Source organism: Geomonas propionica (assembly GCF_016458235.1).
Classification (GTDB): Bacteria; Desulfobacterota; Desulfuromonadia; order Geobacterales; family Geobacteraceae; genus Geomonas; species Geomonas propionica.
This window is the reverse complement of sequence record NZ_JAEMHK010000004.1, coordinates 226,274-250,538: the sequence shown is the minus strand read 5'-3', so window position 1 is coordinate 250,538 and position 24,265 is coordinate 226,274. Positions and strand designations below refer to the sequence as shown.

20 protein-coding genes and 2 tRNA genes are annotated in these 24,265 nt (G+C 61.6%); 15 read left to right on the top strand and 7 right to left on the bottom strand.

Translation table 11 applies throughout. The annotated features are described in order from the left end of the window. Window positions 1–456, bottom strand: coding sequence for a hypothetical protein (locus JFN90_RS07595; protein WP_199394510.1), 456 nt, complete (start codon window positions 454–456; stop codon window positions 1–3). Window positions 457–817: 361 nt separating this feature from the next. On the opposite strand from JFN90_RS07595, the gene JFN90_RS07590 reads away from it, so the two are divergent. From JFN90_RS07590 to hisS, 3 genes are all read left to right on the top strand, one after another. After that, window positions 818–3,175 carry a DNA internalization-related competence protein ComEC/Rec2 gene (locus tag JFN90_RS07590; RefSeq protein ID WP_199394509.1) on the top strand — a complete coding sequence of 786 codons (2,358 nt, stop codon included), beginning with the start codon at window positions 818–820 and terminating at the stop codon, window positions 3,173–3,175. 75 nt (window positions 3,176–3,250) lie between these two features. Next, the gene (locus tag JFN90_RS07585; protein WP_199394508.1) at window positions 3,251–4,630 is read left to right on the top strand and encodes a GGDEF domain-containing response regulator; all 1,380 of its coding nucleotides are present in this window, start codon (window positions 3,251–3,253) and stop codon (window positions 4,628–4,630) included. A 213-nt stretch (window positions 4,631–4,843) separates the two neighbouring features. Continuing rightward, on the top strand, window positions 4,844–6,097 hold the full coding sequence (gene hisS / locus JFN90_RS07580; protein ID WP_199394507.1) for a histidine--tRNA ligase: 1,254 nt from the start codon (window positions 4,844–4,846) through the stop codon (window positions 6,095–6,097). Window positions 6,098–6,333: 236 nt separating this feature from the next. Here the strand turns inward: hisS and JFN90_RS07575 are convergent, their stop codons facing one another. From JFN90_RS07575 to JFN90_RS07565, 3 genes are read right to left on the bottom strand one after another with little or no spacing between them, the layout of a single operon-like run. Then, window positions 6,334–7,032, bottom strand: a complete 699-nt coding sequence (locus JFN90_RS07575; protein WP_199394506.1) for a pirin family protein — start codon at window positions 7,030–7,032, stop codon at window positions 6,334–6,336. A gap of 32 nt (window positions 7,033–7,064) precedes the next feature. Beyond that, window positions 7,065–7,265: a hypothetical protein gene (locus JFN90_RS07570; RefSeq protein WP_199394505.1), complete on the bottom strand. Its 201-nt coding sequence runs from the start codon at window positions 7,263–7,265 to the stop codon at window positions 7,065–7,067. Between the two features lie 35 nt (window positions 7,266–7,300). Then, complete coding sequence (locus JFN90_RS07565; RefSeq protein WP_199394504.1) at window positions 7,301–7,537, bottom strand: CDGSH iron-sulfur domain-containing protein; 237 nt, start codon at window positions 7,535–7,537, stop codon at window positions 7,301–7,303. Window positions 7,538–8,075: 538 nt separating this feature from the next. On the opposite strand from JFN90_RS07565, the gene dnaE reads away from it, so the two are divergent. Continuing rightward, a complete protein-coding gene (gene dnaE / locus JFN90_RS07560) occupies window positions 8,076–11,549 on the top strand; it encodes a DNA polymerase III subunit alpha (RefSeq protein WP_199394503.1) in 3,474 nt (1,157 codons plus the stop codon). A gap of 51 nt (window positions 11,550–11,600) precedes the next feature. Beyond that, entirely contained in the window at window positions 11,601–12,560 is a 960-nt protein-coding gene (locus JFN90_RS07555) for an acetyl-CoA carboxylase carboxyltransferase subunit alpha (RefSeq protein WP_199394502.1), read from the top strand. A gap of 243 nt (window positions 12,561–12,803) precedes the next feature. Here JFN90_RS07555 and JFN90_RS07550 read toward each other — a convergent pair whose 3' ends face one another. Continuing rightward, the gene (locus JFN90_RS07550; protein WP_199394501.1) at window positions 12,804–14,066 is read right to left on the bottom strand and encodes a DUF445 domain-containing protein; all 1,263 of its coding nucleotides are present in this window, start codon (window positions 14,064–14,066) and stop codon (window positions 12,804–12,806) included. A gap of 102 nt (window positions 14,067–14,168) precedes the next feature. Then, window positions 14,169–15,140 (bottom strand): PD40 domain-containing protein, encoded by a 972-nt coding sequence (locus tag JFN90_RS07545; RefSeq protein ID WP_199394500.1) that lies wholly within the window; start codon window positions 15,138–15,140, stop codon window positions 14,169–14,171. 225 nt (window positions 15,141–15,365) lie between these two features. Between JFN90_RS07545 and JFN90_RS07540 the strand changes: the two genes are divergently transcribed. Beyond that, window positions 15,366–16,154, top strand: a complete 789-nt coding sequence (locus JFN90_RS07540; protein ID WP_199394499.1) for a pseudouridine synthase — start codon at window positions 15,366–15,368, stop codon at window positions 16,152–16,154. 187 nt (window positions 16,155–16,341) lie between these two features. Here the strand turns inward: JFN90_RS07540 and JFN90_RS07535 are convergent, their stop codons facing one another. Beyond that, window positions 16,342–16,848 (bottom strand): MucR family transcriptional regulator, encoded by a 507-nt coding sequence (locus JFN90_RS07535; protein ID WP_199394498.1) that lies wholly within the window; start codon window positions 16,846–16,848, stop codon window positions 16,342–16,344. A gap of 193 nt (window positions 16,849–17,041) precedes the next feature. On the opposite strand from JFN90_RS07535, the gene JFN90_RS07530 reads away from it, so the two are divergent. From JFN90_RS07530 to hrpB, 9 genes are all read left to right on the top strand, one after another. Beyond that, window positions 17,042–17,245 carry a 4Fe-4S binding protein gene (locus JFN90_RS07530; RefSeq protein WP_199394497.1) on the top strand — a complete coding sequence of 68 codons (204 nt, stop codon included), beginning with the start codon at window positions 17,042–17,044 and terminating at the stop codon, window positions 17,243–17,245. 119 nt (window positions 17,246–17,364) lie between these two features. Next, the gene (locus tag JFN90_RS07525; protein WP_199394496.1) at window positions 17,365–18,435 is read left to right on the top strand and encodes a 3-methyl-2-oxobutanoate dehydrogenase subunit VorB; all 1,071 of its coding nucleotides are present in this window, start codon (window positions 17,365–17,367) and stop codon (window positions 18,433–18,435) included. A gap of 22 nt (window positions 18,436–18,457) precedes the next feature. Beyond that, window positions 18,458–19,204 (top strand): thiamine pyrophosphate-dependent enzyme, encoded by a 747-nt coding sequence (locus JFN90_RS07520; protein WP_199394495.1) that lies wholly within the window; start codon window positions 18,458–18,460, stop codon window positions 19,202–19,204. 59 nt (window positions 19,205–19,263) lie between these two features. Further along, window positions 19,264–19,818 (top strand): 2-oxoacid:acceptor oxidoreductase family protein, encoded by a 555-nt coding sequence (locus JFN90_RS07515; protein ID WP_199394494.1) that lies wholly within the window; start codon window positions 19,264–19,266, stop codon window positions 19,816–19,818. Window positions 19,819–19,859: 41 nt separating this feature from the next. Continuing rightward, window positions 19,860–19,933: transfer RNA gene (locus JFN90_RS07510), tRNA-Gln, on the top strand. A 38-nt stretch (window positions 19,934–19,971) separates the two neighbouring features. Beyond that, window positions 19,972–20,046 (top strand) — tRNA-Glu (locus tag JFN90_RS07505). 134 nt (window positions 20,047–20,180) lie between these two features. Then, complete coding sequence (locus JFN90_RS07500; RefSeq protein WP_199394493.1) at window positions 20,181–21,080, top strand: phosphatase PAP2 family protein; 900 nt, start codon at window positions 20,181–20,183, stop codon at window positions 21,078–21,080. A gap of 27 nt (window positions 21,081–21,107) precedes the next feature. Then, window positions 21,108–21,782 carry an HAD family hydrolase gene (locus JFN90_RS07495; protein ID WP_199394492.1) on the top strand — a complete coding sequence of 225 codons (675 nt, stop codon included), beginning with the start codon at window positions 21,108–21,110 and terminating at the stop codon, window positions 21,780–21,782. A gap of 4 nt (window positions 21,783–21,786) precedes the next feature. After that, a complete protein-coding gene (hrpB, locus tag JFN90_RS07490; RefSeq protein WP_199394491.1) occupies window positions 21,787–24,264 on the top strand; it encodes an ATP-dependent helicase HrpB in 2,478 nt (825 codons plus the stop codon). The last annotated feature ends 1 nt before the right edge of the window (window position 24,265 follow it).

Below are 24,265 nucleotides of genomic sequence, written 5' to 3'. Positions count from 1 at the left end.
CTATCTCGCCACGCCGCAAAGCTTCAGCTCGTTCTCCAGCTTTTCGCGAGAGATGCCGAGCACCCGGCATGCCTTCTCGCGGTCGCTTTGGTAGCGCTCCATCACCAGCAGCAGGAGGGCCTTTTTCAGCGAGGCCGAAAGTTTGTCCATCACGCCCTGCCCCTGGGTTGCCGCCAGGGTTGAGACCAGGGGCTCCAGGTTTTTTTGGAACAGCTTGGCGCTCTCGTCGATGGTACGACCCGTCGGCTCGTTCCGCTTGAGCCGCACCACGTTCCCGACGCAGTGGTCCATGTTGTCCTGCACAAAACGCAAGGTGTCCCAGTGGCTGTCCACGGTCATGAAGCGCAGGTCGTCCTTGGTCCCTTCCGGTGCACCCTTCTTCCTCAGGCGTACTTCCATAATCGTATAAGCGTAAGAGCCAGACCTTTCATTGGTGCTGCGATCTCTGTATGCCATGGTGTCCTCCCGGTAGAAATGCCGTTTTCTTATGCTTTTCAACGGCCGTACCAAAATTGACATGGACTCCCTCAATGTCGTAACTAGCCGAAACCTCACGGCAAAAAAGTTGAATCATCCACTTTTGACCGCGAGGTCGAAAATGGCGGGTCTGTGCTAAACCTGCACAAGGTTTTGTCTTGTATTAGATATTAGTCTATAAAACCGAATAGTTACCTGCGTTGCGAACTCTGAACAGCAGCTGATGAATGCACAGAGCGTTGTGCAACCCTTGCCATCTGCTATAACGTGTGTGGCTTTTTATTTTCCTGTGTGCTCCCACCCTGCAGCCGGGAGGTGACCCCTGGAGAGACCTCTGCTGGTGCCGTTAGCCGCGCTGATCGCCGGCCTGGCCACCACTCACCTTTTCGAAACCTTTCCACCACCCTGGTGCCTGCCGGCGTTGCTTGGTCTTACCCTCTGTACTTCCTTCCTCAGTTCGCGAGTCACTTTCCTGGTTCCTTTGGCCGTTCTCTTCTTCGCGTGGGGTCAGTTGTCTCTGGCTCCGTTCCTGAGGCCGCAGCCCGGTTTGGAGGGCTTCGCCTCAGATCGGCCGGTGGTGATCGAGGGGGTGCTGGACGCGCGGCCCGAAGCCACTTCAACGGGTGGGAGCAGGGTTTATCTGCAGGTGGAGCGGGTGAGCACTGACGAGCGGGACTTCCTGGAGTCGGGGCGTTTGCTGGTGTACGTGAAGGAGGGGCGTGCCAGACTCCATATCGGCGACAGGGTCAAATTCGTTTCGCGACTCCGGGTGCCCCGCAACCTGGGACTGCCGGGTGAGTCCGACTGGGTGCGCAGGCTGGCCTACCAGCAGGTGCACGTCACCGGATTCGTACTGGCGGCGGAGGATCTGGTGCTGCTGCGCGAGGGAGCGGGATGGCTGCACGACATCGACCTCCTGGCGCAAAGGCTCGGGAACTTCATCATGAAGGTGGAGCCCGGACCTGAGGGGGGTGTCCTGAAGGCGCTGCTGCTCGGGGATCGGGCCGACGTGCCGGAGCAGTTGCAGGAGGCGTTCGCCCGCAGCGGCGTAAACCACATCCTCTCCATCTCCGGCTTCCACGTCGGCATCGTCTTTCTGTCTTTGTGCCAGTTTCTCTATTATCTGGCTCGGCGCTCGGAGTGGCTCGCCCTGCACCTCAAGTTGAGGCCCTTGATCATGCTGGCGTCCCTGCCTATGGTGGCCTTTTACTTGGTCCTGTCCGGTCAGGCTCCCGCCACGCTGCGCAGTGTGCTGATGATCTGCGTCGTCGTGGCGTCGCTGCAGATGAAACGGGAAGTGGATCCTGTCCACACCATCATGCTGGCCGCTTGCGCCATCCTGTTCGCCGCACCGCAACTCGTCTTCGACGTCTCCTTCCAACTCTCCTTCCTGGCCATCTGGGGGCTCTCCGTGCTGACACCGACCCTGCCGGCATCACCTGACAAAGCGGGAAGGATAATGCGGTGGGTGTTGCTCCTTTTGATCGCTTCAGCGGCAGCCATCGCCGCCACCTCCGTTCACGTCGCCTACTACTTTCAACGGGTGTCGCTGGTGGGGTTGGTCGCCAACCTTCTGGTGGTGCCGCTCATGGGATACGGGGCCGTCGTCCTCGGCTTCAGCGCACTGGCCGTAAGCTGCTTATGGAAAACGCCTGCCGCCGTGCTGCTCCAGTTGGCGGCGGCCCTGGTGCGCTGGTCCGACCTGGTGGTGGGGCAACTCTCCCGGGCGCCAGTCTTTACCGGTTACGTCCCCGGCCGCCTCGACCTCCTGCTGGCTTGCCTGGTGCTGTGCGTGATCACTTTCGTCAAGTCGAAAGGGTGGCGTCGTACCACCGCGCTGGTGCTCGTTGTCGGGCTTGTCGTGCGAGCGGTTCCGGCGGCCCAGGCGATGGATGGGATCCTGCGGCTGTACTTCCTGAGCGTGGGGCAGGGGGATGCCGCGTTGGTGCGCCTGCCGGACGGCAAGTGGATGCTGGTCGACGGCGGCGGCAACGCCACAGACTCCGATACCCGGGTGGGGTCGCGGCTGTTGCTCCCTGCCCTGAGGGCCCTTTCGGTGCGGCGCATCGATTACCTGGTTTTGTCCCATGGGCATCCGGACCATCTGCAGGGGGTGCTGTACCTGGCGGCCAACTTCGAGATCGGCGAATTCCTGGCTGAGCGCCAGACCTTGGCTGCGCCGGAGTTGCCGCAACTGAAGTGGGTCCTGGCTGCGCGTGAGGTTCCGGTGCGGGAACTTGTGACGGGCCTGCCACCTGTGCAGGTGGGGGGCGCGCAACTGGAGCCGCTGTGGCCTGTTGCCGGGATTGCGTCGCCGTCGGATGCAAACGCATCTTCTTTGGTGTTCAGACTGACACACGGGAGGAGTTCGGTGCTGTTCACCGGGGATATCGGCGTGAGGGAAGAGCGGGAGCTTCTCGAGCGGGGAGCGTTACAGCGGTGCACCCTGTTGAAGGTGGCGCATCACGGCAGCAGGTATTCTTCCAGCGACCCCTTTGTAGAAGCGGTGCAGCCGGCGGCCGCGGTCATTTCCGCAGGGTACGGGAACGCCTTCCATCTCCCTGCGGCGGATACGCTTGTGAGACTGCAACGCCATGGCGTCACGATCTACCGGACCGACCTGGAGGGTACTGTCGAGGCGGCCTGCAAAGCGGACGGTTCAGTTATATTATCGAGCCCTTTGGGGCATTTTAATTGACACTCCAGAGCCCTATCTGCTAGTTTATGCTGGCATTGCCCCCGGTAACACCCGATCATCCAGGAGATTCTTTGCATGGAGAGAATTCTTTTAGTCGAAGACGATAGCTTTTTCCGAGAGGTCTACACGGATCTGCTCAAGGAAGACGGCTATGTCGTCGAAGTGGCCGCTTCCGGAGAGGAGGCGCTGGAAATGATCAGCAATGGAGGGTACCAGCTCGTTGTCACGGACTTGGTGATGCGCGACGTGTCGGGTCTCGATATCCTCTCGGAGGTGAAGAGGCTCGATCCTGCCACTGCGGTAATCATGGTCACCGGACATGCCAACGTAGAAACCGCCATATACGCCCTCAAAAACGGCGCCACCGATTATCTCATCAAGCCGATCAATCAGGACGAATTCCGCCACATCGTCGCCCATTGCATGGAGCAGCGCAGGCTCCTGGACGAAAACCTGGAGTTGAAGGGGCTGGTCAACCTGTTCCAGGTGAGCCAGAACATCGCCAACTGCCTGGAGCTCGAGCGCATCTACTCGATGCTGACCGATGCCCTGCTCAAGGAAGTAGGTGTGACCCGGGCGCTGGGGTATTTCAACGATAACGGACAGCTCACGTTACGCGAGATGAAGGGGGTCGAGGAGTTGAGCGCGCACCTGCTGGGACAGGCGGTGATCAGCGAGTGCGACCTTCGCGACGACGGCAGCACCAACCAACTGCTCCTGAGGAACTTTCTCCCAGAGGATGCCGATTACGGCAATGAAGTGACCGAGGTCATGTGCCTTTACCTGCGGCAGAAGATGGATCTGCAGGGGGTCATCATCCTGTTCAACGATACCGGCCACCTGCTGCCCCGGGAGATAAACCGCAAGCATATCTCCTTCCTGCTCGACCAGGGTTCGCTGGCCCTGGACAACGCCGCACGCTACAACATCGCCAAGGATCTCCTCTATATAGACGAATTGACCGGCCTGTACAACTACCGTTACCTGGACGTTGTATTGGAGCGGGAACTCAAGCGCTGCGAGCGCTACGGCTCCAACCTGGGCATCCTTTTCCTCGACATCGACCTCTTTAAAGGCGTGAACGACAACTTCGGGCACCTGATCGGGAGCCGCGTGCTGCGTGAGGTCGGCTCGTTGGTCAGAAAGAGCGTACGCGACGTGGACGCGGTGATCCGCTACGGCGGCGACGAGTACACCATCGTCTTGGTGGAGACCGGGATGGAAGGCGCTGCTATCGTGGCCGAGCGCATCCGGAAGACCATCGAGGGGCACACCTTTGCCAAGGCGGATGGGTTGGCCATCAGGCTCACTGTGAGCCTTGGTTTCGCCTGCGCTCCCGACGACGCCAACACCAAGGCCGAACTGCTGGAGATGGCGGACCAGGCCATGTACCGCGGCAAGAGCGCCGGCAAGAACCGGGCGTTCCATGCCGAAAGGATGATCACCCCGCCCTGACCGTGGCGCGGGATGACAGCATGTTGCAACGGACCGGACAGTAGTCTCGCCGGTTTTTTTGTTTTTAGAAACTCAACGCAAAGGCGCAAAGGTGAACCAAGGATTTGGGTTTGCTTTTCCCCCAGCTGCAGTTTTTCTTCGCGCCTTAGCGGCTTTGCGGCTTTGCGTTAAGTTGTTCGGGTTTTATTTCGTGAGTGAGGAGAGGGATTAACCGTGGCAATCACCGGCATTAAAGGTTTTAACGACATCCTCCCGGGCGAGGTCGAGAAGTGGCAGCACATCGAGGCCACCGCGCGCCGGGTTTTCGAGCTTTACGGGCTTTCCGAGATCAGGATCCCGATCCTGGAGAAAACTGAACTCTTCTGCCGCTCCATCGGTGATGCCACCGACATCGTCGAAAAGGAGATGTACTCCTTCGTGGACAAAGGGGAGAACAAGGTCACCATGCGCCCGGAAGGAACCGCTTCGGTGATGCGCGCCTATGTCGAGCACAAGATGCACGCCCTTGATCCGGTCGCGCGCCTGTACTACATGGGGCCGATGTTCCGCTACGAGCGCCCGCAGAAGGGGCGTTACCGCCAATTCCACCAGATCGGCGCCGAGATCACCGGTGTCGCGGCTCCCACGGTCGATGCCCAGGTGCTCACCATGTTGACCCATTTCTTCCAGGAACTGGGGCTCACCGAACCTTCGCTGCAGATCAACTCGTTGGGCTGCCCCTGCTGCCGTCCCGCGTATCGCGAGGCGCTCAAGAAGTTCCTGCTGGATCGCATCGACAAGCTTTGTGACGACTGCAAACGCCGCTACGATACCAACCCGCTGCGCGCGCTGGACTGCAAGTCCGCCGGCTGCCAGGAGGCGACCCAGGGGGCGCCCTCCATGCTGGACCACCTCTGCGCCGAGTGCGGTGACCACTTCGACAAGACCAGGAAGTACCTGGAACTGGTCGGCACCCCTTACAGCATCAACCAGCGCATGGTGCGCGGCCTCGACTACTACACGAGGACCACCTTCGAGATGGTCACCACCATGCTGGGGTCGCAGAGCGCCGTTGCAGCCGGTGGCCGTTACGACGGCCTGATCTCTTCCATCGGGGGACCGCAGATTCCCGGCATCGGTTTCGCCATGGGTGTCGAGCGCGTGGCGCTCCTTTTGGCCGAGAAGGATTTCTCCCGCCGCCCGGACCTCTTTATCGCAGCGCTGGGGGATGAGGCGCATCCCGAGGCTTTCCGCCTGATGAGCGCCCTGCAGCGCCTGGGTTTGGCCGTCGAGATCGACTACGAAGGGAAAAGTCTGAAGAGCCAGATGCGGCGCGCCGACAAGTTCAATTCCCGCTTCACCCTGATCATCGGCGGCGACGAACTGGCCCGCGGCACCGCACCGCTCAAGAACATGGACGGCGGCAGCCAGATCGACGTTAATCTGGACGCGGCAAGCATCCAGGCTGCCATGACCGGCGGAGCGTAAAACTACCTGAAGGGCTGCAAGTAGCATGTCCCCTTCATTCCCGGTCATAGTCTCCTCCCCCGGAGGGGAAGGGTTAGGGAGGGGGAGCCTGCGCCAGGAATCGATTTCCCCCCTCCCGACCTCCCCCCTCCGGGGGGAAGAGCGACGTCCGTCTCGTATAAAAAAGAAAAGAAAAGGGGACAGGCTACTTTTCAGGATAAAGTAGCCTGTCCCCTTTTTGTCTGCCGCGTATGCCGCTACGGCAGTTCAAAAACCAGCAACTCGCTGGCTTCCTTCCCTACCAGGCGCAGCAGTTCTTCGTTGCTGACCGCCGCGCCGTCGCCTGCCTCCAAAAGATGGCCATTGACGAGCACCTTGCCGCGCGCGACCTGCACCCAGGCGTGGTGTGCCGCAGGCAGGTGATGCACTATTTCCTGGCCCGGGTCGAGAAGCGTCGCGTACAGCCTCGCGTCCTGATTGATGGTGACCGAACCGTCCTTCCCGTCCGGGGAGGCGATCAGCCTGAGGCTCCCCCGTTTCTCCTCATCCGAAAAGAATTTCTGCTCGTAACCCGGTGTTAGTCCCTCGCGTTGCGGCAGAATCCAGATCTGGAAGAAGTGCAGCGGTTCGTCTTTGCTGTGATTGAACTCGCTGTGGGTAATGCCGGTCCCGGCGCTCATTCTTTGCACGTCGCCGGGGCGTATCACCGATCCCGTCCCCATGCTGTCGCGGTGCGCCAGTGCTCCTTCCAGCACGTAGGAGATGATCTCCATGTCCCGGTGCGGGTGGGTGGGGAATCCTACCCCGGGCTGCACCCGGTCCTCGTTGATGACCCGCAGGTTCCGGAACCCCATGTGGCGGTCGTCGACATATCCGGCGAAGGAAAAGGTGTGGTAGGTGTTGAGCCAGCCGTGGTCGGCGTGGCCCCTGTCTGCCGATCTTCTTATCGTGATCATCGTATTTCTCCTCTTCGGTGCTGCTTGCCCGTTCACTCACGGGCAAGCAGTTCTTTTGGCAACAGGCCGAGCGTTGCGAATAGGCAGAACGGGATAATGAACCCGCCAAAGAACATGCCCCACATGAACCCGCCGCTGCTGAGCACGGACCACTCTACCCATGCACCGATCGCCAAGGCCAACAGCAACGCCGCCCACCCTGTCACCTTAAGTATCAGCTTGATATGGTACATCTCGCCCACCTCACCTTATCCTTCCCGCCATCTCTTTAGGGTTTTTGGCAGCTGCCGTCGCAATAGGGGGCGTTGGCGGTCTTGCCGCAGTTGCAGAGATACACTTGCTGCTTTTCTTTCACCTCGAAGGCAATCGGGGCATGCTCGGTCCCGGCGTGTGCGCCGTCGCAAAATGGCATGCCGGCAGATTTGCCGCAGGTACAGCGGTAATAGGTTCCTGCTTCGAGTTCCATGACGATGGGTTGGTTGGGGGTGATAGTGACGTCGCTCATCTGTTCTGTCTCCTGTTTCCTGTTTCCTGTTTCCTGTTTTGTGATCTCCCCACGAGGGAAGGTTGATATTGATTAGTTCAATGTTAAACCATATTTGCCAAAAAAACGGCCTGGTACGAGGCCCCTGTACTGCTGCTCTTGAGTTGTGTGCCGAACGTGATACTGTTTCGACTTCAATGATTTGATATTGAACTAACCTCCCGCGCTTGTCAATGGCTTTTTTTACGGTGCTTCCGTGGAGCGCTCCCCTCGACGTGAGGCGGGCCATGCTGTCTGCCGGGAAATGCAGGGGAAAGGCTTCTTTTCACCGACCCGCAGTCCCGGTTCTACAGCGGCTGCGCCTCGTCCGGTTCGCACATTGTTTATGCGCCCTTTCTCCCTGTCGACGCCCCTTCTGTTTCATTGACAGAATTTCCACTTCGTGAGATATTTGGGCGCAAATTTTCCCCCGAAACAGTCACTGGAGCCACTAAAACTACGGCTCCTTTTATTGTTTCAACCCAGACAGTTTTCGATTCTTGATTAAGGCTTACCTGCTATGGATTCAGCGAATTTCGTACATCTGCATCTGCACTCCCAGTATTCCCTGCTGGACGGGGCCATCCGCATCGGCGACCTGGTCAAAAAGGCCAAGGAATACCACATGCCGGCGGTGGCGGTTACCGACCACGGCAACATGTTCGGATCCCTCGAATTCTTCCTGAAGGCCCAGGACAAGGGGATCAAGCCGATCCTTGGGTGCGAGGTCTACATCGCCCCCGGCTCCCGTCTCGACAAGAAAGCCCCCACCGCCGCAGATCCGGTCACCAGCTACCACCTCATCCTGCTGGCCGAGAACATGACCGGTTTCAAGAACCTCTGCTACCTCACCTCCGCCGGCTACAAGGAAGGCTTTTACCGTCGCCCCCGCATCGACAAGGAGCTGCTGGAGAAGCACCGGGAAGGTCTCATCTGCCTCTCCGCCTGCCTGCAGGGAGAGATCGCTTACCTCGCCGGCAGGAACAAGATGGAGGAGGCCAAGGCCGCCGCCATCTGGTACGCGGACATGTTCCCGGGGAGCTACTACCTGGAGATCCAGGAGAACGGGCTCCCCGAGCAGACCATCGCCAACAGGCGCGTGATGGAGATCGCACGCGAGCTGAACCTGCCGCTGGTCGCCACCAACGACTGTCACTACCTCAACAAGGAAGACGCCAAGGCGCACGAGATCCTGCTCTGCATCCAGACCGGCAAGACCATGAGCGACCCGAGCCGAATGCGCTTCACCACCGAGGCCTTCTACGTGAAGAGCCCGGAAGAGATGGCGCGGGAGTTCCACTACTGTCCGGAGGCGCTGACAAACACGGTCAAGATCGCCGAGCGCTGTCACTACGAGTTCGACTTCAAGACGTACCACTTCCCGGCCTACGAGGCGCCGCCGGGTGAGACCCTCGACCAGCAGTTGGAGCGCGAGTCGATAGCAGGCCTCAAGCTGCGCCTTGAGAAGATCAAGATCAAGTACCCGAACCTGACCCCGGAGCAGGAGCAGGCCTACCACGACCGCCTGCGCATCGAGCTGGACTGCATCAAGCACATGGGGTTCCCTGGCTACTTCCTGATCGTGGCGGACTTCATCAACTGGGCCAAGGACCACGGCATCCCGGTCGGGCCGGGCAGGGGCTCGGCGGCCGGCTCGCTGGTCGCCTTTTGCATCAGGATCACCGACATCGACCCGATGCCGTACAACCTGCTGTTCGAGCGATTCCTCAACCCCGAACGTATCTCCATGCCTGATATCGACGTCGACTTCTGCCAGGACCGCCGTGAAGAGGTGATCCAGTACATGGTCGAGCGCTATGGCAGGGACAAGGTCTGCCAGATCGCGGCTTTCGGTACCATGGCTGCCCGCGGCGTCATCCGCGACGTGGGGCGCGCCCTCGACCTCACCTTCGCCGACGTGGACAAGATTGCCAAGCTCATTCCGGAGGTCTTGGGCATCACGCTGGATAAGGCGATCGAGCAGGAGCCCAAGATCAAGGAGCTGATGGCCGCCGACGCGAAGGTGAACGAGGTCATGACAGTCGCCCTGCGCCTGGAGGGCCTCGCCCGTCACATCTCGACCCACGCCGCCGGCCTCGTCGTCGCGCCTAGGCCGATGGAAGACTTCTGCCCGGTCTACAAGGACCAGAAGACCGGCTCGCTGACCACCCAGTACTCGATGAAGTACGTGGAGAAGGTCGGCCTGGTGAAGTTCGACTTCCTCGGCCTCAAGAACCTGACCGTCATCGACAACGCCTGCAAGCACATCCGTAACGGCAAGGACCCCAACTTCGACATCACGCTCCTGACCGACGACGACCCGGAAACTTACAAGCTGTTGCAGGCCGGCAACACCACCGGCGTCTTCCAGCTCGAGTCCAGCGGCATGAAGGAGCTCCTGGTCAAGCTGAAGCCCTCCTGCTTCGAGGACATCATCGCGGTCTGCGCCCTCTACCGTCCGGGCCCGCTCGGCTCAGGCATGGTGGACGACTTCATCGAGCGTAAGCACGGCCGCAAGCAGACCGTCTACGACCTGCCGCAGCTCGAGCCGGTCCTCAAGGACACCTACGGCGTCATCGTCTACCAGGAACAGGTCATGCAGATCTCCCGTTCTCTGGCAGGCTACTCGCTTGGGGGCGCGGACCTGTTGCGCCGCGCCATGGGTAAGAAGGACGCCGAGCAGATGGCGAAGGAACGCATGAAGTTCATGGAGGGGTCCGAAAAACTCGGGCTCGATGCCAAGAAGTGCGCCGCCATCTTCGACCTCATGGCGAAGTTCGCCGAGTACGGCTTCAACAAGTCGCACTCCGCGGCCTACGCCCTCGTCGCCTACCAGACCGCGTACCTGAAGGCCCACTACCCGGTCGAGTTCATGGCCGCCCTCCTTACCGAGGACATGAGCAACACCGACAAGGTGATCAAGAGCATTGGCGATTGCCGCGAGATGGGCATCGAGGTGCTGCCGCCGGACATCAACGAGTCGCTGCGCTCTTTCCGGGTGCTGGATACCGCCATGCGCTTCGGCCTGGGCGCCGTCAAGAACGTGGGGGAGGGTGCCATCGAGGCCATCCTGGAGGCGCGCGGCAACGAGCCCTTCAAGGACATCTTCCACTTCTGCGAGCGGGTCGATCTGCGCCGCTGCAACAAGAGGGTGATCGAGGCGCTCATCAAAAGCGGCGCCTTTGACTGCACCGGCGCCAAGCGTGCCCAGCTCATGGCCGCCCTGGAAGACGCCGCCGCGCAGGGGCAGCGCGTGCAGCAGGAGCGTGACAGCGCCCAGGTGTCGCTCTTCGGTATGGCCGAGATCCAGCGCGGCTCCAACGGCGGTGGCAACCGGCTCCCCGACATCCCCGAATGGGACGAGAAGTACCGGCTGGGCTGCGAGAAGGAGGCGATCGGCTTCTTCATCACCGGGCACCCCCTCGACCGTTACGTAGCCGACATGCGCCGCTTCTCCACGGTGGACTGTTTCTCGATCAACGAGAGCAAGGACAAGAGCGAGGTGAAGATCTGCGGCGTCCCCGCGAGCCTCAAGGAGATCATGACCAAGAAAGGCGACCGCATGGGTTTTGTCACCCTGGAGGACCTGGTCGGCTCGCTGGAGGTGGTCGTCTTCTCCGACGTCTATGCACGCAGCTCCGAGTTCCTCAAGGGCGATGACCCGGTGTACATCACCGGTACGGTGGAGCACGGCGAGAAGGGCGCCAAGATCATGGCCAGCGACATCGTGCTCCTGCGCGACCTGGTGGAGCGCGAGACGCGCCGGGTGAACTTCACCATCGACGCCAAGGAAGCCGATCCGGTAAAGCTCAAGACGCTTAAAGATATCATCTCCCGCTACCAGGGGATCTGTCGGAGCTTCCTCCACCTCGACATAGAGAACAGTTCGCGAGTCACCATTCGACTTTCCGATGTATACAAAGTGGCGGCCAGTGAAGAATTAACAGTGGAAGTGAGTAACCTCTTCGGCTATAATGCCGTGTCCTTCGAGTAGCCTCAGGATGGTTGCGTTTATTTTTATTTGAAAGCAAGGAGATAGAGATATATGGCATTGCAGCAAAGCTATCTGGAATTTGAGAAGCCGCTGGCGGAACTGGACAAGAAGATCCAGGAACTGCTCGCATTTTCCACCGAGGGGGTCGATCTCTCCAACGAGGTCGCCAAGCTTGAGGAGAAAGCCGAGAAGATGCGTACAGAGATGTTCGCCAACCTTTCCCGCTGGCAGACGGCCCAGGTGGCCCGCCATATCAACCGTCCCTTCACCCTGGACTACCTGAGCCTGATCTTCACCGAGTTCGTGGAACTGCACGGCGACCGTAACTTCGGTGACGACCACGCCATCGTGGGCGGCTTGGCCCGCCTGGACGGCGAACCGGTCATGGTGATCGGCCACCAGAAGGGGCGCGACACCAAGGAGAAGGTGTTCCGGAACTTCGGCATGCCCAACCCGGAAGGGTACCGCAAGGCGTTGCGCCTGATGGAGATGGCCGAGCGCTTCAAGCTCCCCATCATCACCTTCGTCGACACCCCGGGCGCCTTCCCCGGCATCGGCGCCGAGGAGCGCGGCCAGGCCGAGGCCATCGCGAGGAACCTGAGGGAAATGTCCCGCCTCACCGTCCCCATCATCGTGGTGATTACCGGCGAGGGCGGCTCCGGCGGTGCGCTTGCCATCGCGGTGGGCGACCGGATCTTGATGCTGCAGCACTCCGTCTATGCCGTCATCTCCCCGGAAGGTTGCGCCGCGATCCTCTGGTCCGACGGCACCAAGGGGGCCCAGGCTGCCGAGGCGCTCAAGCTGACCGCGAAGGACATCAAGGATCTCGAGGTCATCGACGAGATCGTTCCCGAACCGGCCGGCGGCGCGCATCGCGATCACGAGGCGATGGCGAAGAACCTGCACGAGGCGCTCTCCAGGAACCTCAAAGAGCTGAAAGCAATTCCGGCCGATGAGCTGATCGAGCAGCGCTACCAGAAGTTCAGGAAGATGAGCCGCTTCGCCGAATAGATTTCGGCTGATGAACTGATAAGGCGCACCCTGTAACGGGGTGCGCCTTTTTATTGAGGGCTAGCGAGAAGAAGTTCTTCCCAGGCACCCTGAAGAGCTACATGCTTTTCCGGCGCTGAGACTAGATTGAGTAATGGGGCATGGCTGTGATAGCCATGCCCCATTTTGATCTCTGAACACCGGCCGAAACGATGGTAATCAACCAGGCGGCGGTGAAGTGGGGGGGGAGGGGGCGGAGGGAGGTTAACCTAAAAACAGTGACACCGCGTGCAGCAGGATGCCGATCATGCCGCCCACCAGCGTGCCGTTCATCCTGATGAACTGCAGATCGGAGCCGATGCTCAGCTCGATCTCCTCGATGAACTCCTCGTTCTTCCACTCCTTCACAGTCCCGGCGATGTGCCTGGCCAGGCCGCTACGCAGATCGCCGGCGTACCTTCTCACCACACCCTCCAGGTGCTCGTTGATGGAGTCGCTCAACTCGTTGCTGTGGGAAAGGGTGTTGCCCAGTGCTACCGCCGCGTCGGCGATCTTTCTGTGGATGGCGGAATGTTCCTGATCCAGGTCCTGCACCATCCAGTTCTTCAGGTCACTGACCAGACCCTTGGCATACTGTGAGAGCTGCTGGTTGTCGACCAGTTCCTGCTTCAGTTCCGCCACCTTGGCTCGCATCCCTTCGTCTTCCTTGAGCTTCACGATGAAGTCGCCCACTACGCGGTCGAATTCGTTCCGCAGTTCGTGGCCGGGATCCGCGTTGACTGCATCGAGGAACCCGCTCACCTTCATGACGATCTTTTCGCCGGCGTTACGGGCGAACTGGGGACGGTTGGGAATGAACTTGCTCAAAAGCGGGTACTCCGCCTCAACCCAGTTGTCGAGGGCGACGGCTACCTTCTCCTGCGACTCCGGCGTCGACAGCCAGCCCCCCAGGCGCCTCAGCAACTCGTCAAGCACCACCTGGTGCCTGCTCTCACTTCTCAGGCTCTCCAGGATGTTGCCGGCCGAGGTTGCCACGTCGAACTTGTCGATGCGATCGCTCAGCGCAGCGCTCACCACCTTGCTGACCCTCTCGTCCTCGAGAAACCCGATGGATTCGGAGATGACGCGGGTGATCCCCCTGGCCAGCCCCTCCGCGTTGTCGCGGCGGAGGAGGTAGCTGCACAGGTGCCGGGCGGGGTCGAATTGGCGCATCCGCTCCACCAGGACTTCGGTGGCGAGAAACTTCTCCTGGATGAAGCGCCCCATGTTGTCGGCGATACTCTCTTTCTTTTCGGCGATGATGGCCGTGTGCGGGATGGGGACTCCCAGCGGGTGCCGGAACAGGGCGACCACGGCGAACCAGTCGGCGAGAGCGCCCACCATGGCGGCTTCCGCGAAGGCGGCGACCCAGCCCCAGGCGCCGGCGCCGTGGTTCAGGCGGGCCACGATGAACAGTAAGGCGGCGCCGACCAAGAGGGCGCCGGCGACGGTCTTGTTCTTTTTCAGTGCTGCTTGTCTGGTATCCATCTGCTTCTACTCCTTGTTTCCTGGCGGATCTGTCGCCGAAGACGGCGGCCCACCTTTTTAGCAGGTTGCCGGAAACAAGGCAATAACCAGAATGGCACCGCGCTATATCGTGATGCCTCCGGCCGGTCCGGCGACGGTGACATGGTTTGCTACCTGGGGAGGATGCATGGTCATGTCGAAGGTCACCAGTTCGCTGCCGCTAACCATGTACAGCCGCGTCCCGTCGGGGCTGAAGGTCATCGGCCCGGGCGCGTAGGTGCTGGTAAAGAACAGGCCGGTGCCGAGCGGGATGGCGGAGACATCGTATATCGCGTAGTTTCCCTCTCCACCGGCGGGCTCGGCGTATCCCATGAGGAGCAGCCGACCATCGGGGCTGAGCGCCGAGCCGTTCACCTCGCCGCTACCCACGGTGGACAGCAGCACCGGCGGGGTGGCAGCCGCATCGAAGACGTTGATGCCGCCTTGTCGAAAGCTCGCGATGGCAAAGGAGCCGGTCGGATTGACATAGACGAATTCGGGGCTCTCATTCTGCCCCTCCACGGTAGCTATCAGGACCGGCGCGCTGCCGGTGATGTCGTACACGGAGAGGCTGTCATTGATGGTGTCATCCTTGGGGCCGCCGGCTACAAACAGCCGCTTGCTGTCTGGTGGTACGGCCAGGCCCCGGAACAGCAGGCCGCCCACGGGCGTGGAACTTCTCAGGGCCGGCTTTGTCCCGGTGAGGTCGATGACCTTGATGCTTCCCGCGTCCATGGGACCGCAGCTGACGAAGATCCTGGTGTCTTCCGGATCGAGCGCTATCGCCCAGGGCTCCGCTGCCAGTGCGACGGTGGCGATCACTTCCATGGCGACGGTGGTCGTGTCTACTATGCTGATACTGTCGGAGCCCCTGTTCATGACATAGAGCCGGGTCTTGCTCCGGTTGGTGACCAGCTGCTCCGGCTGGACGCCGACCTTTATGGTCGTCACCTCTTTAGGCTTGTCTTTACCGGTGTCCATGACCGATACGCTGTCGCCTGTTTTATGGGAGAAGTAGAGATACTGCTGCCCGTTTCTTTTTTCGGGATTGGTCATGTCAGTGGGTCTCCTTTTGGTTTGGGTTGGCTCGCCGTCATGGTGTTCGCCTGATCGAGAACCAGGTAAGGGTATCAAAGTGTGATTAAAGATCTATAACCGTTGCAACTGTGTCAGCGGGGCAGGGTACGCGGCCGGCGTGGGGTAAAAGCTTGCGGTTGCTACAGCAGCATGTTATGAGTAACTTCGTTCAGAGAACCGGGTAGATCCGGGTAAGGAGAATAGATGCAGGAGCGTTTGCAGAAGATACTTTCACAGGCCGGAGTCGCGTCGCGCCGCGAGTCGGAAACCATCATCACCACGGGGCGGGTGGCCGTGAACGGTGTCGTGGTAACCGAGCTGGGAACCAAGGCCGATCCGGACACCGACACCATAACCTTGGATGGCAAACCGATCACGGTAGCAGAAAAGCGGGTTTACCTGCTCCTTTATAAGCCGGTCGGCTACATGACCACCATGAAGGATCCGGAGGGGCGCCCCATCGTCTCCGACCTGTTGAAGGGGATAGACGAGCGCGTCTACCCCGTGGGCCGTCTGGACTACAACACCGAGGGGCTGCTGCTTCTGACCAACGACGGCGCCTTCGCCAACATGCTGATGCACCCAAGCCACGAGGTCGACAAGGGGTACCTGGTGCGGGTGAGCGGGCACGTGTCGACTGCGCAGATAGAGAAGCTGGCTGCAGGGGTGAAGCTGGAGGATGGCATGACCGCACCGGCCAAGGTGGTTCCGGTGAGCGAAAGCGACAACAACTCCTGGATTTCGATCACCATCCACGAGGGACGGTACCGGCAGGTCCGGCGCATGTGCGAGGCGGTGGGGTTGAACGTCGTGCGTCTTAAGAGAGCCCGCTATGACTTCCTGGTAATCGGGGACATGAAGCCGGGTGAATTCAGGCATCTCGCTCCCGAAGAGGTGGCGAAACTGAAGCGGAAGACGGTTCCCAGCGGCAGCGGACGCGGGCCCAGGAAGACGGGGGTCGTGGCCAGGAGAAAGAGCGCACCGCGCAGGTGACCCGCTAAGTGCCGGTTACAAAGAAGAAAGCCGCCCGCAGGCGGCTTTTTTCATAGATATATTATAACTGCACGCACTGGTGGGACTCAGGCCGAGGGAGGGCAGCTCCCGTCGGAATCGTCCTCTGACGGCTCCGGGAACCCCGAACCGTCCCACTGGAAGCAGACAGGAATCATCACATTTGGTGCTACGCGCTCATCTGCTGCTTCTGTTTCGGCACCCGCGGCGCCTTCGCAGGCTTTTTTTCAGCACCACCTTTGGCCGCCAGCTTCGCCGCGCGTACGGCGCGTGCCTTGGCCAAATTGTCCGCCAGTCCCTTCTCCTGGGCCATCCTTCTACGCGCCTCGGAGAAGTTCTTCGCGGTCAAGGCCTGGTTGCTGGGTATGCCGAATTGCTTGCGGTACTCGCCGGGTTTGATGCCGTGCACCTGTGCCAAGTGACGCGCGAGGGTCTTCATGCCGCTCTTGCCGCAGAGCATGCAGCTCACCTGGTCGGGTTGGAAGGCCTTCTTCAGGGTAACCGCAGGCCCTTTGCCCTCGACCCTTTCCACCCCCTCACCGGTCTCCACTTCGAGTTTCTGCAGGGCGCCATGGACCTTCTGCAGTTCAAGAAGCAAATCTTCGCCTGACATCTCTGTAACCGAGGCATGTGAAGATACAATGTTTGCCGTCAATTCGAGCAGTGATGATGCCATCGTTTCGCTCCTCCTTTTAGAGTTTTAAGGTGCGCAAATGAGACGCTTATTATTAAACTATACACACGTTTAAAAGCAAGTGATAAATCACATGTGTAAACAAAAAAGTTGACTGGCTTCACAGATTTCTGCTAGTTTTCCAGCGCTGATTGCATGGCCGGAGCAGGCCGCGAGACAATGAGGGGACTAAGGCATGGGTAGAATTGTAATAGACGAAATGCGCTGCAAGGGTTGCGGTATCTGCACCATTGCTTGCCCAAAGAAGCTGATCAGGCTATGCGAGAAGGTCAATGTCCAGGGCTATGCACCGGCTGAAGCTCCCGACTTGGAGCAGTGCACCGGGTGTGCTCTCTGTGCCGAAATCTGTCCTGATGTTGCCATAACTGTTTTTAAGTAATTTCTTCATTCACACTGAAAAAGTGTTGCCTGCTGTCTCATCGATGGTGACCGGCGCGTCGCCCGGACACGTCGACCGCCGGGGTGCGCCTCGGCCGGCAGGATCTGTGGGAGGGTCAATTGTCTAAACGGCTTTTTGTCAAGGGGAACGAGGCCGCCGCCATGGGCGCGGTCGAAGCCGGCTGCCGCTACTACTTCGGTTATCCCATCACCCCGCAAAGCGACATCCCGGAATACCTTTCGCGAGAACTCCCCGGGCTGAACGGCGAGTTCATCCAGGCCGAGAGCGAGATAGGGGCGATCAACATGCTCTTGGGCGCCTCCGCGACCGGTGCGCGTGCCATGACCTCCTCCTCGAGCCCCGGCATCTCCCTCAAGCAGGAGGGGATCTCCTACATGGCCGGAGCCGAGCTCCCCGGCGTCATCATCAACATCTCCCGTTCCGGCCCCGGACTCGGCGGCATCGACGCCTCCCAGTCGGACTACTTCCAGTCGGTCAAAGGCGGCGGTCACGGCGGCTACCACATCCCGGTGCTCGCCCCCAACTCCGTCCAGGAGATGTACGACCTCACCATGCACGCCTTCGACCTGGCCGACCTGTACCGCACCCCGGTCATGCTCTTGGGCGATTCGGTCATCGGCCAGATGAAGGAGGCGCTCATCGCCAACCCGCGCCCGGTGCGCGAGCTCCCGGCCAAGGGATGGGCGGTGCGCGGCAAGGGAGGCGCCGAACAGCGTGTGGTCAAGTCGCTGTTCCTGGGCGACGGCGAGCTGGAGGCCCATAACTGGCGCCTGCACGCCAAGTACCAGGTGATGAAGGAGAAGGAGTGCATCTCCGAGGAGTACGAGACCGCTGACGCCCGCCTCATCGTGACAGGTTTCGGTTCCGTTTCCCGCATCGCCCATACCGCCGTGACCATGGCGCGGGCCGAGGGAATGAAGGTCGGGCTCTTCCGCCCGGTCACCCTGTTCCCGTTCCCGGAGCAGGCCCTGGCGCAAGCAGCGGCACGCGCCGGCAAGGTGCTGGTCGTGGAGCTTAACACCGGACAGATGGTCGAGGACGTACGTCTCAGCGTAGGCGCCGCCGCGCAGGTCGCCTTCTACGGCAGGCCGCCGGGAGCGGGCTCGCTTCCGTCACCGGAGGAGTTGCTCGAAGTGATCAGGAAGAACTACGAGGGGTCGGCGCGCTAGGCCGGGAGAGGGGTTGATCCATATGCAACAGGTTTTCCAAAGACCGCAGAGTTTGAAGGACGTGCAGACCCATTTCTGCCCCGGCTGCCACCACGGCACCATCCACCGGCTGGTGGCGGACGCCATGGACCTCCACGGGGTGCAGGACCGGACCATCGGCGTGGCGTCGGTGGGTTGCTCCGTCTTCTTGTACGGCTATTTCGATATCGACGTCGTCGAGGCGCCCCACGGCAGGGCTCCCGCCGTGGCCACCGGCGTCAAGCGCGCCAAGCCGGACAGCTTCGTCTTCACCTACCAGGGAGACGGCGACCTGGCCGCCATCGGCACCGCCGAGATCATCCACGCCGCCAACCGCGGCGAGGACATCACCGTCGTCTTCGTGAACAACACCACCTACGGCATGACCGGCGGTCAGATGGCCCCGACCACGCTGGTAGGGCAGAAGACCTCCACCTCCCCCTACGGCAGAGACAAGTCCAAGGACGGCTCCCCCATCAAGATGGCCGAGCTGATGGCGCAGTTAGGCGGCGTCGCCTACTCCGCGCGGGTAGCAGTCGATTCGCCCAAGCACGTCCTGGAGGCCAAGAAGGTGATGCGCGAGGCGTTCGGCTACCAGGCCCAGGGCAAAGGCTTCTCCTTCGTCGAGGTACTCTCCGCCTGTCCGACCAACTGGGGTATGAACCCCCTGAAGGCCAACGCCAGGATCGGGGAAGAGATGATCCCCTATTTCCCGCTGGGCGTGATCAAGAAGGAAGAGGCGGCGGATTAAACTTAGAACGTAGAACATAGAACGTAGAACAGGTTCTTGTTCTTTGGGGAGGGACGTGGATGCGTAAAGATGTCTTGATTGCAGGGTTTGGTGGCCAGGGTGTGCTTTTGGCCGGCAACCTGCTCTCCTATGCAGCAATAGATGAAGGAAAGAACGTCAGTTACTTTCCCGCCTATGGGGTCGAGAAGCGCGGCGGTTCCGCCACCTGCACGGTCGTCATCGCCGACGGCGCGGTCGGTTCTCCTGTGGTCGGGCAGCCCTCGGTGCTGGTGGTGCTGAACCAGGCTTCGTTGGAGCGTTTCGGCGCCCGGGTGCGCCCCGGCGGCATCCTCATCGTCAACTCCTCCCTGGTCGATGTTTCCGCCCTTGGCCGCAGCGACATCAATGTCGTGCCGGTCGCGATGAACGACATCGCGACCGACCTGGGTGATCCCAGGATGGTGAACATGGTGGCCCTTGGTGCCTACGTCGCCCTCACCGACGCCGTGCAGCTCCCGTCCCTGGTGGCCGCGCTGTCCCAGGCACTCCCCGAGCGCAACCACAGGTTCATCCCGGCCAACGTCAAGGCGATAGAAACCGGCGCCGAGGCGGCCATGGCGAAAAAAGAAGCTTGACTTTAGCGTCACTGTTCTGGTATTAAACTTGTCTCTCGCGATGGGGTATCGCCAAGCGGTAAGGCAACGGACTCTGACTCCGTCATCCAAGGTTCGAATCCTTGTACCCCAGCCATACCATCCCCAGCTTCATTGCAAGCTGCTACATAGTTAGGTCCCATCGTCTAGTGGTTAGGACACCGGCCTTTCACGTCGGTAACAGGGGTTCAAGTCCCCTTGGGATCACCACCTTAAAAACAGCGCCAGAAGCAGGGCGCTGTTTTTTTTTAAGCTGTGCCGGTGCCGCCGCCGCGTCTGTGCACGCCGTCCCCCGCCCCGGAGTTGCTCGAACAGTGAGATAAATGAAAGGACGGAGAAAGTCGATGATCAGGACAGTGACCGTTTCAGAAAGAACCTCGCCAGCGCAGCAGTCAGCACCCGCCACCCTCAGCACTACCCGTCGCCCCCGAACCGGCCTATCCGCATTACTCTTAGCCCTGCTCGCTATCTGCCAACTGGCACTGGTCATGCCGCTTCATGCCGCCGACAGCGTCTTCACCAGCACCACCGCCATCAAGGAAGAGGTGGTGCGTTTCGGAGGAGAGGGGAAACTGTTCATGAAGGGGCCGGTCGACCCCTATCTCACCGGGACCGTCGTGACCGCGGGGCTCTTCGGCCTGACCTACCTCTTCGACGAAAAGATCCGTGACGAGTTTGCCGGTTCGCACCATGGTGTGATGAGGGGCATCACCGATGGCGCCAACGCCGTCAGTAACCCGCTGCTTCACCTTGGCGTGGCAGCCGCCTTCTATGGGGCCGGTGCCATGACCGACCAGGTGAAGGTCATGCAACTGGGCGAGGAGATGGGGGAGGCGCTGCTTTTAGCCGACGGCGCTACCTTCGTGCTCAAAGGAGTGATCGGGCGAGGGCGCCCGTACCAGGTCGACAGCAGCACGAGCTACCGCCCCCTCCAGTTCAAGGACGGCTACGATTCGCTTCCCTCGATGCACACGGCGAGCTCCTTTGCCCTAGCCCACGTCGTTGCCGCCAAGACGGACAACATCTACGGCAAAGTCGCCTGCTATGCCGCCGCCGGCCTGGCCGGTTTTTCCCGCGTGTACCAGAACAAGCACTGGGCCAGCGACGTGGTGCTCGGTGCCGCCATAGGCGAGCTGGCCGGCGCCGCCGTCACCAGGTACCGTTCCGCCCCCGCCGGCAGCGTCACCGTGGCACCCATGGCCATCGAGGGGGCTCCCGCATTGGCGCTGCTGGGCAGATTTTAGACCCCAATTATATATAAGGAGCTTCGCATGCTGCAGGCAGTCATCTTTGACTTCGATGGGATCATCGTGGACACCGAGCCGTTGCACTACAAGGCGTTCCAGGAACTGCTGGTGCCGCTTGGTCTGGGCTACTCCTGGCAGGAATACCTCGATCTCTATATCGGCTTCGACGACCGCGACGCCTTCCGCGAGGCCTTCCGGGTACACGGCCGTACCCTCGCCGACCAGGAGCTCAAGGAACTCATCAAGGGGAAGGCCGCGGCGTTCCTGAAGATCGTGTCGGGCGGCGTCGCGCCGTACCCCGGCGTGGTGGAATTGATCCGTGCCATCTCCGGCACCCTGCCGCTTGCCCTGTGCAGCGGCGCCTTGCAAAGCGACATCGAGCCGATCCTGGCCCAGTTGGAATTGACCGACGCCTTCGACGTCAAGGTGACCGCCGACGAGGTCGCGGCGAGCAAGCCTGATCCCGAGAGCTACCGGCTCGCCGTGCAGCGGCTCCAGGAGCGCTTTCCCGGGAAAGTCCAGGTGGCCGGTGCCATCGCCGTCGAGGACACCCCTGCCGGCATCGCCTCCGCGACCGGTGCCGGACTTAAGGTCCTGGCTGTCACCAACAGCTACCCGGGCGAGCGGCTGACCGGCGCCTGCCGCGTGGTCGATTCGCTTGCCGGTGTCGATCTCGAGGGGCTGCGTCTGCTGGCCTGATCCCATGCTTAAACCTGCCGTCATCGACTCCATACTCCCGGAACTCCTCGCGGTACTGCAAAAGGGCAACGTCGCCGTGCTGCAGGCGCCTCCAGGAGCGGGCAAGACCACGCGCGTCCCGCTGGCCCTGCTCGCTGCGCCCCAGCTTGAAGGCCGCATCATCATGCTGGAGCCGCGTCGCCTGGCCGCCGTGAACGCCGCCCGCTACATGGCCCAGTGTCTGGGAGAAGAGGTCGGGAAAACGGTCGGCTACAGCATCCGTTTCGAGCGCAAGGTGTCCAAGTCCACCCGCATCGAGGTGGTGACCGAGGGGATCCTGGCCCGCCGCCTGCAGGGCGACCCGCTGCTGGAGGGGGTGGCGGCGGTCATCTTCGACGAGTTCCACGAGCGCAGCCTCACCTGCGATCTCTCCCTTGCTTTGTGTCGCGACGTGCAGCTTGGGCTGCGCGAGGACCTGCGCCTGCTGGTCATGTCGGCGACCCTCGATGCCGAGCCGGTGTCGAGGCTCTTGGGGGGCGCGCCGCTGATCACCAGTGCAGGCCGCCAGTTCCCGGTCGACGTCCGTTATCTGAAGACAGAGCCGGCGACCAGACTCGCCGAGACCACCTGCGCCGGGGTCATGAAGGCGCTCGCCGAGACCGAGGGGGACGTCCTGGTCTTCCTGCCGGGCGCCGGGGATATCAGGCGCTGCGAGAACATCCTGCAGGGACAGATCGGCTCCCAGGTGATGATCGCGGTCCTGTACGGCGATCTCCCCTTCGCCGCGCAGGAGCTGGCCATCCTGCCGGGGGAGCGCCGCAAGGTGGTGCTCGCCACCAACATCGCCGAGACCAGCCTCACCATCGAGGGGGTGCGGGTGGTGGTCGATGCCGGCTACTCCCGCCAGCTCCGTTACGACCCCTCGACCGGGCTGAACCGCCTTGATACCATGCGCATCTCCGCGGCTTCCGCCCAGCAGCGTACCGGCCGCGCCGGCAGGGTTGCCCCGGGCGTCTGCTACCGCCTCTGGACTGAGCACACCCAGAATACCCTCCTTCCCTTCACTTCCCCCGAGATCAAAGTTTCCGACCTGGCACCGCTGGCGCTGGACCTTGCGCAATGGGGTGTTGCCGATCCCGCTTCACTGAGCTTCCTTGACGCTCCCCCGGCCGCCCATCTCGCCGAAGGTCGCGCCCTCTTGCGCGCCTTGGGCGCGCTCGACGCGCGCGGCACCCTCACCGATCTTGGCGCCAGGATGGCTGCGCTCCCCATGCACCCGCGCCTGGCCGCCATGCTGGTGGGGTCTCTCGCGGCGGGGCACGCGCCGCTTGCCTGCACGCTTGCAGCCATCCTTTCCGAGCGGGATATCCTGCCGCGCGGCAGCGGCAGCATCTCCGAAAGCGACCTTTTGGACCGCCTGGACGCGCTCCGTGAACGGCGCGACCCGCAGGGGGCACGTACGGTTGAGCGCCTGGCTGCCTACTTTCGCGGCACCCTCGGGGTGGCGGATGCGGCCGCGCATGCCGATGCTGCCACCGTGGGGCGCCTGCTCCTGATGGCCTACCCCGATCGGGTGGGGCGTGAGAGGAGCCCTGGTACCGGGCGTTACCTGATGGCCAATGGTACCGGCGCCAAGCTCTCCCAGCGCAGCAACCTGAGGGCGCAGCCCTTCATCGTTGCCGTCGAGGTCGAGGGCGGGGCGGCTGAGGCGGAGATCCACATGGCGAGTGCCGTCTCCCTCGAGGCGATCCGTTCCGGATGTACGGCAGGCATCACGCGCGAGCGCAGGGTGTTCTGGGATGAGCGCGAGGGGAGGGTGGTGGCCCGCGACGAGGAGCGCTTGGGCGCCGTGGTACTGTCTGAGCGGGCGGCGGTCCCCGAGAAGGAAGAGGTGGCTGCGGCGCTGTTGCAGGGGATCGTTTCCGGGTCGGGCATTGGCGGGCTTAATTGGAGCGAGCAGGCGGCGCAGTACCGTAACAGGGTCCGTTTCCTGGCCCGGGCGCTTCCCGAGGAGGAACTGCCCGACCTGTCCGACGAGACGCTCGCGGCCAGTATGGGGCAGTGGCTGCTACCTTACCTGCAGGGAGTGCGCAGTCTGGCCCAGCTGGCCAAGGTGGACCTGCTACAGCCGTTGAAGTCGATGCTCGACTACCGGCGGCAGCAGCTCGTGGAACGGGAGGCACCCACGCACCTGCAGGTCCCCAGCGGGTCGCGGGTTGCGCTGGAGTACCCCGCAGAGGGGGAACCGTTTCTGGCGGTGAAGCTTCAGGAGATGTTCGGGTTGGCTGAGACGCCGCGGCTGGCGCGGGGGAGGGTGCCGGTCCTCATTCACCTCTTGTCCCCGGCGCGGCGCCCCATCCAGGTCACCGCCGATCTGAAGAGTTTCTGGAACGGGGCCTATCGCGAGGTGTGCAAGGAGTTGAAAGGTCGCTACCCGAGACACCCCTGGCCCGACGACCCCTGGAACGCTCCGGCGACGAGGCATGTGAAAAAGAGAATGTGAG